This is a genomic window from Clostridium sp. (genome assembly GCF_016650035.1).
Lineage (GTDB): Bacteria > Bacillota > Clostridia > Clostridiales > Clostridiaceae > Clostridium_AD.
On the sequence record NZ_JAENWM010000002.1, the window covers coordinates 76288 to 88310 of the forward strand.

Here is a 12023-nt window from a genome sequence, read left to right on the forward strand (position 1 = left end):
ATATAAGGGGTGAAGTATATGAAAAGTGATATAGAAATTGCACAAAGTTCTAAGATGTTGTCTATACTTAAGGTGGCAGAAAAAATGGGATTAACTGAAGATGATATTGATTTATATGGGAAATATAAAGCAAAGATTTCTTTAGATGTACTAAAAAGAAATGAAAATAAGAAAGATGGGAAGTTGATATTAGTCACAGCTATAAATCCAACGCCTGCTGGAGAAGGTAAATCTACGGTTACAATAGGTCTTGGACAAGCATTATGTAAGCAAGGTAAAAATGCAGTGATAGCTTTAAGAGAACCGTCTCTTGGACCAGTATTCGGGGTTAAAGGTGGAGCTGCAGGAGGTGGATATTCTCAGGTTGTGCCAATGGAAGATATAAATCTACATTTTACAGGAGATATGCATGCAATAACAGCAGCCAACAATTTACTCTCCGCAGCTATAGATAATCATATCCATCAAGGAAACACACTAAGAATAGACAGTAGGAAAATTATATATAAAAGAGTAATGGATATGAACGATAGGTCACTTAGAAATATTGTTGTTGGACTTGGTGGAAAGCCTAATGGATTTTTAAGAGAAGATGGATTTATGATAACCGTTGCGTCAGAGATAATGGCAATCTTATGTTTATCTTTAAATCTTATGGATTTAAAGAAAAGAATGGGTGAAATTTTAGTAGCTTATAACCTAGAAGGCGAGCCGGTTTATTGTGAAGATTTAATGGTGAATGGTGCAATGGCACTGCTTATGAAGGATGCTATAAAACCAAATCTAGTTCAGACACTTGATAATACTCCTGCTATAATACATGGAGGACCTTTTGCTAATATTGCCCATGGATGCAATAGTTTACTAGCTACAAAAATGGCACTAAAATTAGGCGATTATGTTGTTACTGAAGCGGGATTTGGAGCAGATTTAGGTGCTGAAAAATTCTTTGATATCAAATGTAGATATGGAAATTTGAAACCAGAGTGCGTGGTTCTTGTAGCTACAATAAGAGCGCTGAAACATCATGGTGGAGTAAAAAAAGATAAATTAAATGAGCCAAATGTAGAGGCCCTTTCAAAGGGAATAGCAAATTTAGAAAAACAAATAGAAAATATAAAGAAATATAAAGTTCCTGCAATAGTTGCAATAAATAAATTCATGACTGATACTGAAGAAGAAATTCAGTACATAATTGAATTTTGTGGAAAAATGGGTGTTAAAGTAGCTTTAACGCAGGTTTGGGAAAAAGGGGCAGATGGAGGTCAAGAATTGGCTGACAAGGTGTTGGATATTTTAGATAATGAAGGGAGTAACTTTAAAGTATTATATGATGACAAACTTTCTATAAAAGAAAAAATACACACTATTGCCACTGAAATATATGGAGCTGATGGAGTAGAATATAGCCCCTCTGCAAATAAGCAAATTGCTGAAATAGAAAAACTAGGGCTAGATAAAGTTCCTATATGCGTTGCTAAAACTCAGAATTCTCTTTCGGATAATCCAAGCCTTTTAGGAAGGCCAACAAACTTTACAATAAATATAAAAGAAGTGAAAATTTCCAACGGTGCTGGTTTTGTTGTAGCCTTAACAGGAAATATAATGACAATGCCCGGCCTTCCAAAGGTGCCGGCAGCAAATAAAATGGATATTTTTGAGGATGGTACTATATCGGGTTTATTCTAAATTAATTTAAATGTGCTTAAGGTTGTTATAGTTTATAGCTATAGCAACCTTATTTTTTTCAATATACAGATATATGGAACATTATTTGCAAAATCAATATCATATGATATCATTATACTGAAAATAATTTTTGCGTTTTATAAATAGGAGGAATTAATATATGGAATTTTCATTTTTAGATGCATTAATTACTACACTTGTAGCTATGACTATAGTTTTTTCATTATTGATTAGTTTGACGTTTATTATAAAACTTCAAAGTTTTATAATATTTTTTTTATCACGAAATAAAGTTAAGGTTGATACGGTAGATATAATTGATATTGAAGAGGGACAATTTGATGAAATTAAAAGGTATGAAATTGAAGAAAATTTAGAACTTGTAGCAGTAATAGCTGCAGGTTTATCTGCATACCTAGATAAACCAGAAGTAAATTTAAGAATAAAGAGCATCAAAAGAATAAATAATAATACTTTTTGGGGAATATCAGAAGTCTAAAATAGTTTAAAGACATAGTTAGGAGGACAAAAATGAAAAAATATAATATAAAAGTAAATGGAATTACTTATGAAGTAGAAGTTGAAGAAGTTAAGGCGGAATTCTCTAGTAGCGTGATACCTGTAGCAGTAACAGAGGAATCACCAGTAAAAGTTCAGTCATCAACAAAAACTCAGGTGAAAAAATTAAATGTAACTAGGGAAAAAATAGAATGCCCAATGTCTGGAATAGTGCTTAAAGTTAATGTAGGCCCTGGAGATAATATTAAAAAGGGGCAAGTAATATTCATACTAGAGGCGATGAAAATGGAAAGTGAAATTATGGCGCTTCATGATGCAAAAGTTGTAGAAGTAAGTGTAGTCAGTGGTGATACTGTTAATGCTGGAGATGTTTTGGCAGTTATTGAGTAGCGCAATACTTTTAGGATTTTAACGACATTTCAGAAGGAAAGTCTCCAACTTCTATAAGTAGGAGTTACATGCTATAATAAATAAAAAACTTCAGTGGAAGTCTAAATCTCCTTCTGAAGTCGTTAATATTGCAGCAGGTATTCTTCTAACTATTTTCGGAAAATAACATTTATATAAATATTTAGCTTGACAAATATGTTTGAGTTGTTAAAATTAAATTGTTAAATTAAGAATAGTTATAATCAAGATTATAAAATATTGGCTATGCTATTCTTGTGGTTTTAATACGGAAATAATATAAAGCAGCGTGCAAAACTGCTTTATATTGTATAGGCGGTGTATAAAGTGATTTTAGTTTTAGATGTTGGAAATACGAATACTGTTTTAGGAGTTTTTAATGGCAATGAGCTACTCGTAGAGTGGAGACTATCTACTGATGCAAAAAAAACTGCTGATGAATATGGAATTCAAGTAATGCAATTGTTTTATCAGAGAAACATAGGAACACAGCTTATTAAGGGAGTAATAATTTCCTCTGTGGTTCCAAATATTATGTATTCAATAGAGCATATGATAAGAAAATATTTTAAACTGACGCCTATGGTAGTGGGGCCAGGGATTAAGACTGGAATAAATGTAAAATATGATAATCCAAAAGAAGTAGGTGCGGATAGAATTGTTAATGCTGTTTCAGCACATGAAATTTTTAAAAGATCGTTAATTTTAATAGATTTCGGAACAGCCACAACTTTTTGTGCTATAAGTAAAGACGCAAATTATTTAGGGGGGACCATATGCCCAGGGATAAAAATAGCATCCGAAGCGTTATTTGAGAGAGCTGCAAAGTTACCTAGGGTGGAGCTTATAAAACCAGATACAGTTATATGTAAAAACACTATTTTAAGTATGCAGGCTGGAATAATATATGGGTATATTGGCCAAGTAGATTATATTGTTAATAAAATGAAAATGGAAATGGTCAACATGGGAGAAGAAGAACCTTATGTTGTTGCTACAGGTGGACTCTCAAAAGTAATAAGGGATGAGTCTAAAACTATTGATGAGGTTTATGCTAACCTAACATTAGAGGGCCTTAGAATGATTTATGAAAAGAATAGGGAATAGGTGATTAAGTGAAAATATCAAATATTCATTTTGAGAATGATGTTTTTTTAGCTCCAATGGCAGGGATTACAGATAGTGTATTTAGGGGGTTATGTAGTGAACTCGGGTGTGGTCTCCTATATACTGAAATGGTAAGTGCTAAAGGCCTATATTATGGAAGTAGTAATACAGAAGCTCTTATGAAGGTTTCTAATTTAGAGAGACCTGTAGCAATTCAGATATTTGGAAGTGAGCCTAAAATTATGGCTAGTGCCTGTGAAATTTTTAATAGCAGAGATGATATTTGCATGGTTGATGTTAACATGGGTTGTCCAGTACCTAAGATAGTAAAAAATGGTGAGGGATCTGCGCTTATGAAAAATCCTAAACTAGCAGCTCAAATAATAAAAGAAATGAAAAAGGTTTCTACAAAGCCTGTTACAGTAAAATTTAGAAAGGGCTTTGATGCAAATAGTGTTAATGCCGTAGAATTTGCTAAGTACATGGAAGATGCAGGGATCGATGCTATGGCTGTACATGGTAGGACTAGAGAACAAATGTATGCTGGCAAAGCTGATTGGGATATCATTAGGGCTGTAAAGGAGAATGTTAAAGTTCCAGTAATAGGCAATGGAGATATATTTTCTGTAGAAGATGCTATGAAAATAAAGGAAGTAACAAGTTGTGATGCTATAATGGTTGCAAGAGGAGCTATGGGGAATCCTTGGATTTTCAGAGAAATTAAGTGTGCAATAAGTGGTGAACGGGTTACATATCCAACTGCAGTAGAAAAATTAGATATGTGTATAAGGCATCTAGATTTAGCCGTAAAATCATACAGTGAAATTAAAGCAGTTAGAGAAATGAGAAAACATACAGCGTGGTATGTTAAAGGACTTAGTAATTGCACTGAAATTAAGAATAAAATTAATACTAAAAATAATTATGACGAGACAAGAGAACTACTTTTAGAATATAGGGAATATTTAAAAACTATAAATAAATAATATTTAAATTAAAACATGAATTTATATAATTAATGGTGAATAAGATGATAGTACATTAATTTATAAGGTGCATATTTATGAAACCAATATTATGTGTAACTTCAAATACTTATAACTCCTATAACGAATTCGGGTTTATAAGTAAGATTTTGGATAAACGAAAGGTAAAGTTAATAAGTGCCGAACTTATTAAAGAATTAGATATTAAAGTTACAAAGGTAAGACTTCCACCCAATTTTAATAGAAAAGCCTACTTAGGTAATATAACTTATGCTAAAAAACTATGTAAATGTAAAGAAATACAATTATCGCCAAAGACGCTTAGACCATTGGATTATATTTACTTTAATTCATTTCAAAAGCAGCTTTTAGCTTTTAGTGTTGTAAAAAGTATAAAGCTTTTGCTTAGGCTGAGGAATAAAAGCTTGAAAAATTCTTGCATCGTAGTATATGACGCTGTAGAAATGATAAACTATAATATTATTGTAGAACTTGCAAAGCAAAGCAAATATATTGTATTTTTGTCCTGGGATTTGGTGAGAGCTAGAAGATTAGCAGATTATATTATTGCTAATTTCGGGGTGTCGCCTATTGTTACAGATGATGAAGTCTATGCAATTAAAATAGCAGATTTTATTATTTCATCTAAAGCTCATGAATTCAGTGATGGTAAATTAGTATGGTTTTTAGATAATAGTATGATTGCGAAAAGTAATATTCTAGCAGTTAATGATGTATGCTATAATGTACCTTGGAATGTTTCAAAACTAGATTTTTCTATCGAACTCCTAGGAGCTATATTATGCCAAATGCAAGAGCCTGATATAGAGAAAGCTCTTAAGTATAATGGTATAGATATAAAACAAATAAAATACAACAATAATGTAATTTGCTAGAAATTTTTACGCATAGTATATTGACAATCTTAATGGGCTGATTTATAATGTGCTAAATGGTTACATGGATTGTTATTCTATTAATGAATTTCATACCCAATAAATCATCAATATGAACTAATAGCCTTATATTATATCCATTCCGTAAATTTGCTTGTTTGATAAAAACATTACTATAATGGGGAAGTAATGTTTTCGGGCATTGTTATTTTATAAAGGATTTTATTGATATTTATTAACTTATTTAATAAAAATTTAAAAGGGGAGAAATAAATGAGCCAGCCAAAAAAATATGTGATGACCTATGAGGGAATCAGAAAATTAGAAGATGAATTAGAATTCCTTAAAACTGTAAAGAGAAAATATATAACAGAAAAAATTAAAGTAGCACTTGGTTATGGTGATTTGAGTGAGAATTCAGAGTATGATGATGCTAAAAACGAGCAAGCATTTGTAGAGGGAAGAATAATACAACTAGAAAATATGCTCCGAAATGCAAGTGTTTTAGATGAAAATGATATTGACAAAGATGTAGTAAGTATAGGATCTATAGTTAAGGTTAAGGATTATGAGTTTGATGAAGATGTTGAATTTTATATAGTGGGTTCAGCAGAAGCAGAGCCACTTAATAATAAGATATCAGATGAATCTCCAGTAGGAAGTGCTCTTGTGGGTAAGAAAGTAGGAGCGATAATTGAAGTTGCAGTTCCAGATGGTGTTGGTAAATATGAAATATTAGAAGTTAAAAGAGGGTAATTATTAAAATTATTTCATTTTTATAGAGAAAAAGGGTGCTTAACAATGTATAATTGATAGGTACCCTAAAGAAATATATATACATAAGCAATATTTGTGGCTAAATGTTAACAATTATTTGATGAACTAGAAGAAAACAGGAGGGATATCAATGTCAAACGAAGAAGAAAAGAATATACATGAACTTGAATCTAAATATAATGAGCAGGTAACAATACGAAGACGAAAATTAGCAGAACTTCAAGAACAAGGGAAAGATCCATTTGATGTATACAAAGTTGAAAGAACTCACACATCACAAGAGGTTAAAGATAATTATGAGAAGCTCGAAGGCGTAAAAATTACTGTAGCAGGTAGACTTATGTCTAAAAGAGTTCATGGTAAAGCTGGTTTCTCTGATATTCATGATAGAGATGGTAAAATTCAACTATACATAAAAATAGATGATGTAGGGGAAGAAAAAATAAAAGAATATAAAAGTTTTGACATAGGGGATTTTTTAAGTGTAACTGGTACAACTTTTGTTACTAAAACTGGTGAAATATCATTACATATAGTGGACTTTCAACTTATAGCTAAATCTCTGAAACCACTTCCTGAAAAATGGCATGGATTAAAAGATCCTGATTTAAGATATAGACAAAGAGAAGTAGATATAATAATGAATCCAGAAGTAAAAGAGACCTTTCTTAAGAGAACAAAAATAATTAGATATATCAGAGAATTCTTAGATAACAAAGAATTTCTAGAAGTTGAAACCCCGATTTTAGCGCCAATAGCAGGAGGAGCAGCAGCAAGACCATTTATGACTCATCATAATACGCTAGACATTGATATGTACCTTAGAATTGCAACAGAGTTATATTTAAAAAGACTAATTGTTGCTGGTTTTGAAAAGGTATATGACATGGGTAAAAACTTCAGAAACGAAGGAATGGATCAAAGACATAACCCAGAGTTTACAATGATAGAACTATATGAAGCTTATGCAGATTATAATGATATGATGGAAATTACTGAAAATATGATAGCTTATGTTTGTGAAAAAATTCATGGAACTACAAAGGTTAATTATCAGGGAACTGAAATAGACTTTGCACCACCATGGAGAAGAATAACAATGGTAGATGCAGTAAAAGAGTATTCAGGTGTGGACTTTATGTTGATTAATACAAATGAAGAAGCTAGGATAATTGCTAAAGAAAAGCATTTACAATTTAAAAAAGAATTAGAAGATTGTACAAAAGCAGATATACTAAATGAACTATTTGAACAATATGTAGAAGAACATTTAATTCAACCAACATTCTTATGTGATTATCCGGTAGAAATATCACCTCTTACTAAGAAGAAGAGAGGAAATGATGAGTTTACAGAGAGGTTTGAAGGTTTTGTATTCGGAAGAGAAATATGTAATGCTTACTCGGAGTTAAATGATCCAGTAGTTCAAAGAGAGAGATTTATGCAACAAGCAAAAGAAAGAGAACTAGGCGACGATGAGGCATATCTTTTGGATGAAGAATTTATGAGTGCATTAGAAACGGGAATGCCACCAACAGGAGGTCTTGGAATAGGTATTGATAGAATAGTAATGTTCTTAACTGACGCTTATTCAATAAGAGATGTTATTTTATTCCCTACAATGAAACCAATGCAATAATTTAATAATAAAAGGATATTTTAGTCTAGCTAAAATATCCTTTTATGGTTTAGATATAAACTACAGAGCTTAAAACCATTATAAAATGCAAAAAGTTATTGAATTTTTAATTCTATATGTTATAATGTCATTGTAGTTAAAAATAATAATATTCCGCGATAGCTCAACGGTGGAGCGCTCGGCTGTTAACCGATAGGTTGAAGGTTCAAATCCTTTTCGCGGAGCCATTTTATTTTTTTTGAATGAATTATAATAGCTGAAATTGTAAACATATTTTTAATAGTATAATAATTACTAATTAATTTGTCTATAATAATATGAAGTCTATTAATATATAAATATAATTAAATATTTCACTGTGATAAAGAAGAGTAGTAGTAGTACTTTATAAGAGAGGTTGTGGATGGTGGAAACAATCAAAGTATTATTGTGAAGGGAGCTTTTGAGTGTATAGAATTTAGAGTAGGGCATGTGCCAATAAGGGTGGAACCGCGGAAGTAATTTTCGTCCCTTAGGGTATAGTCTTTTTTTTATACTTATATATAACACAAAATATCAATAAATTATATAAAATTTAGGAGGTATTAACATGGCATTTGAAAAAAGTATGGATAAAGTAGTTGGTTTATGTAAAAATAGAGGATTTGTATTTCCGGGATCGGATATATACGGCGGTCTAGCTAATTCATGGGATTATGGTCCTCTTGGAGTTGAATTTAAAAACAATGTTAAAAAAGCTTGGTGGAAAAAGTTTATTCAAGAAAGCCCTTATAATGTAGGCGTAGACTGTGCTATACTCATGAACCCTGAAGTTTGGGTTGCAACAGGGCACGTTGGGGGATTTTCGGACCCACTAATGGACTGTAAAGGTTGTAACTCTAGATTTAGAGCAGATAAGTTAGTGGAAGACCATATGACGAAAGAAGGAGCAGAAGTAGCTACTGCTGATGGATGGACAAATGAAGAATTAAAAGAATATATAGAAAAAAATAAAATAGTATGCCCTAAATGTGGGAAGAACGTTTTTACTGACATTAGAAAATTCAATTTAATGTTTAAGACTTCACAGGGAATAACTGAAGATGGAAAATCAGATATATATTTAAGACCAGAAACAGCTCAAGGTATCTTCGTAAACTTTAAAAATGTTCAAAGGGCTACCAGGAAAAAGATTCCATTTGGTATAGGCCAAGTAGGAAAGGCTTTTAGAAATGAAATAACACCAGGAAATTTCATTTTTAGAACAAGAGAATTTGAACAAATGGAATTAGAGTTTTTCTGCAAACCGGGTACGGATTTAGAATGGTTCGCATATTGGAAAGAATCTTGTGCTAATTTCTTATATAATTTGGGGATAGTAAAGGAAAATTTAAGATTTAGAGACCACGGCACCGAGGAATTATCTTTTTATAGCAATGCTACTTGTGACATAGAATTCTTGTTTCCTTTTGGATGGGGAGAATTATGGGGAATTGCTGATAGAACTGATTACGACTTAAAGAAGCATATGGAACATTCAGGTCAAGATTTGAGCTATTTAGATCCTATGACTAATGAGAAATATGTACCTTATTGTATCGAACCTTCTTTAGGTGCAGATAGAGTTGTGCTTGCATTTTTAGTTAATGCTTATGATGAAGAAGAACTTCCAAATGGCGATGTACGAACAGTGCTTCATTTGCATCCAGCACTTGCGCCGTTTAAGGCAGCTGTTTTGCCACTAAGCAAAAAATTATCAGAAAAAGCTAATGAAGTTTTTGAAGGGTTAAGTAAAAAATTCAATATAGATTACGATGAAGCTGGAAGTATAGGAAAGAGATATAGAAGAGAAGATGAAGCTGGAACTCCATACTGCATAACTGTGGATTTTGATACTTTAGAAGATAACACTGTAACAGTTAGGGATAGAGATACAATGGAACAAATAAGACTTAGCATAAATGATTTAGAAAAGTTTATAGAAGATAAACTACAATTTTAATTAAAGAGTAGTGCATCGTATAAAAGGTAGCTTTCATAGGCTATATTTATACTATGCACTATTTTTATTGTATAAAAGGAATCTACCATTACTTCCACAGGTGATAACTTAAGTGTTATAATTAGTAGAATCAAATTTGTTAAATTGATAATATAATATTTAATATATAAAGAGTATATGGAGGGTTATATGGAAAAAAAATTTTGTGAATTTAAAAAATTTATAAGAGGGAAAAAAGTTGGAGTTGTAGGTATAGGAGTTAGTAATATTCCTTTAATTCATTTTCTAGTGAAACTGGGTGCTGCTGTTACAGCTTTTGATAAAAAAACTTATAGTTTACTTGGAGAGGAAGCCTTAAAATTTGAAAAAAGTGGTGTAAAGTTAGTTTTAGGTGAAGGTTACTTAAATGACTTAACAGGTTTCGATGTTATTTTTAAAACACCATCAATGAGAATAGATGATCAGGCTCTTTTAAAAGCAAAAGAGGAAGGAACATATATAACATCGGAAATGCAAGAATTTATAAAATATTGTCCTGCAAAAACTTTTGGGGTCACTGGTAGCGATGGTAAAACAACAACAACTACAATAATATATAATATACTAAAAAAGGAAGGATATAAAACCTGGGTTGGAGGAAATATAGGGACTCCACTATTTGCAAATATTGAAGAAATAAGTAGTGATGATAAAGTAGTATTAGAATTATCAAGTTTTCAGCTTATGACTATGACTGTTTCTACAGATGTAGCGGTAGTAACAAATTTAAGTCCGAACCATTTAGATATTCATAAGGATATGGAAGAATATATACAGGCAAAGAAGAACATATTTAAATATCAAAAAAATAGTGATGTAATTATATTGAATAAGGATAATGCTTTGACTTATGAACTCAGAAAAGAGGCCGCTGCAAAAGTTAAGTATTTTAGTATAATAGAGAAAGTAGAAGAGGGCGCATATTTTGAGAATGATGAATTATTTATTAGGGATAAGTTAGTATGTAATCTTTCAGAAATAAAGTTAAAAGGGATGCACAATGTGGCCAATTTATTAACTGCATTTTGTGCAGTGGAAGATGAAGTGACAGTTGCGAGCATGAGAGACATTGCTACTAGTTTCATAGGGGTACCTCATAGGGGCGAATTTGTTAGAGAAATCCAAGGAGTTAAGTATTATAATGATTCAATAGCATCTAGTCCAACTAGAACTATAGCAAGCCTTAAAGCCTTTGAAAAACCGGTTATATTAATTGCAGGAGGATATGATAAGCAGATACCTTTTAAACCGTTAGCAGAAGAAGCATATTTAAATATTAAAACTCTAATATTAGTAGGTTCCACTAAATATAAAATAAAAGAAGTTTTTGAGTCTGTATTACAAGAAAAGGGATTTTTTCTGGAGATTATCATTGCTGAAAATTTTAAGGGAGCTATTGATACAGCTAAATCAGTTGCCAAACCTGGTGATGTAGTGATGTTGTCACCGGCATGTGCAAGCTTTGATATGTTCGAAAATTTTGAAGTGCGCGGTAATAAATATAAAGAAATAGTTATGGCTTTATAAATAAATATGGAGTCGTATATGTAAATATATAACTCCATATTTATTAAATGCTCCAAGCGTATCATTACAAGTAAAACAGAATATATGGAAGAAATAAGTATAAATATGAAAGTGAATGGATATAATGAGTGATTATAAGCAAAAATTAATTTATACATATGATATTATATTAATTGTTGCTGAAACATAGTTATAAATTAACTTTGCGAACATAGTGATGAAGGTTAAATTAATTATTAAAGATTCTTTAGATTGGGTTGACAGATGATTAAATAACTGATAAAATTGTAGAAGTCGTCACATGATGACAAAATAAATTGGTCTTTGAAAATTAAACAGAGAAATAGGTAAAGAATAGCAAAATAATATTTTGCTAAACCAGTTAATTACTTTAGTAAAAAGAAGTAAATTTTTAGTCGTAAGACTAAATAGTATGTAATGAGCTTGAGTAACAA

The 12023-nt window shown here is 31.3% G+C and carries 10 protein-coding genes and 1 tRNA gene; all 11 read left to right on the top strand.

All coding sequences use genetic code 11. The features are described 5' to 3' along the window. Positions 1-18: 18 nt before the first annotated feature. The 11 genes from JJD95_RS00910 to murD all read left to right on the top strand — a co-directional run bounded on the left by JJD95_RS00910 (position 19) and on the right by murD (position 11568). Positions 19-1689, top strand: a complete 1671-nt coding sequence (locus JJD95_RS00910; RefSeq protein WP_291639407.1) for a formate--tetrahydrofolate ligase — start codon at positions 19-21, stop codon at positions 1687-1689. A gap of 160 nt (positions 1690-1849) precedes the next feature. Beyond that, positions 1850-2188 (top strand): OadG family protein, encoded by a 339-nt coding sequence (locus JJD95_RS00915; protein ID WP_291639408.1) that lies wholly within the window; start codon positions 1850-1852, stop codon positions 2186-2188. Positions 2189-2220: 32 nt separating this feature from the next. Then, complete coding sequence (locus JJD95_RS00920) at positions 2221-2598, top strand: biotin/lipoyl-containing protein (protein WP_291639409.1); 378 nt, start codon at positions 2221-2223, stop codon at positions 2596-2598. A gap of 345 nt (positions 2599-2943) precedes the next feature. Beyond that, positions 2944-3723, top strand: a complete 780-nt coding sequence (locus JJD95_RS00925) for a type III pantothenate kinase (protein ID WP_291639410.1) — start codon at positions 2944-2946, stop codon at positions 3721-3723. A gap of 8 nt (positions 3724-3731) precedes the next feature. Beyond that, positions 3732-4709 carry a tRNA dihydrouridine synthase DusB gene (gene dusB, locus JJD95_RS00930; RefSeq protein WP_291639411.1) on the top strand — a complete coding sequence of 326 codons (978 nt, stop codon included), beginning with the start codon at positions 3732-3734 and terminating at the stop codon, positions 4707-4709. Between the two features lie 77 nt (positions 4710-4786). Next, entirely contained in the window at positions 4787-5605 is an 819-nt protein-coding gene (locus JJD95_RS00935; protein WP_291639412.1) for a hypothetical protein, read from the top strand. Between the two features lie 273 nt (positions 5606-5878). After that, positions 5879-6361, top strand: coding sequence for a transcription elongation factor GreA (gene greA / locus JJD95_RS00940; protein ID WP_291639413.1), 483 nt, complete (start codon positions 5879-5881; stop codon positions 6359-6361). 151 nt (positions 6362-6512) lie between these two features. Next, positions 6513-8021, top strand: coding sequence for a lysine--tRNA ligase (lysS, locus tag JJD95_RS00945; protein ID WP_291639414.1), 1509 nt, complete (start codon positions 6513-6515; stop codon positions 8019-8021). A 152-nt stretch (positions 8022-8173) separates the two neighbouring features. After that, positions 8174-8248: transfer RNA gene (locus JJD95_RS00950), tRNA-Asn, on the top strand. A 362-nt stretch (positions 8249-8610) separates the two neighbouring features. Beyond that, the gene (locus JJD95_RS00955) at positions 8611-10002 is read left to right on the top strand and encodes a glycine--tRNA ligase (RefSeq protein WP_291639415.1); all 1392 of its coding nucleotides are present in this window, start codon (positions 8611-8613) and stop codon (positions 10000-10002) included. 189 nt (positions 10003-10191) lie between these two features. Continuing rightward, positions 10192-11568 (top strand): UDP-N-acetylmuramoyl-L-alanine--D-glutamate ligase, encoded by a 1377-nt coding sequence (murD, locus tag JJD95_RS00960; RefSeq protein WP_291639416.1) that lies wholly within the window; start codon positions 10192-10194, stop codon positions 11566-11568. Positions 11569-12023: the final 455 nt, after the last annotated feature.

Excerpts from the sequence above, each read along its gene's own strand:
- JJD95_RS00910 (WP_291639407.1), top strand. The coding sequence starts at position 19 with ATGAAAAGTGATATAGAAATTGCACAAAGTTCTAAGATGTTGTCTATA.
- JJD95_RS00915 (WP_291639408.1), top strand. The coding sequence starts at position 1,850 with ATGGAATTTTCATTTTTAGATGCATTAATTACTACACTTGTAGCTATG.
- JJD95_RS00920 (WP_291639409.1), top strand. The coding sequence starts at position 2,221 with ATGAAAAAATATAATATAAAAGTAAATGGAATTACTTATGAAGTAGAA.
- JJD95_RS00935 (WP_291639412.1), top strand. The coding sequence starts at position 4,787 with ATGAAACCAATATTATGTGTAACTTCAAATACTTATAACTCCTATAAC.
- greA (WP_291639413.1), top strand. The coding sequence starts at position 5,879 with ATGAGCCAGCCAAAAAAATATGTGATGACCTATGAGGGAATCAGAAAA.
- lysS (WP_291639414.1), top strand. The coding sequence starts at position 6,513 with ATGTCAAACGAAGAAGAAAAGAATATACATGAACTTGAATCTAAATAT.
- JJD95_RS00955 (WP_291639415.1), top strand. The coding sequence starts at position 8,611 with ATGGCATTTGAAAAAAGTATGGATAAAGTAGTTGGTTTATGTAAAAAT.
- murD (WP_291639416.1), top strand. The coding sequence starts at position 10,192 with ATGGAAAAAAAATTTTGTGAATTTAAAAAATTTATAAGAGGGAAAAAA.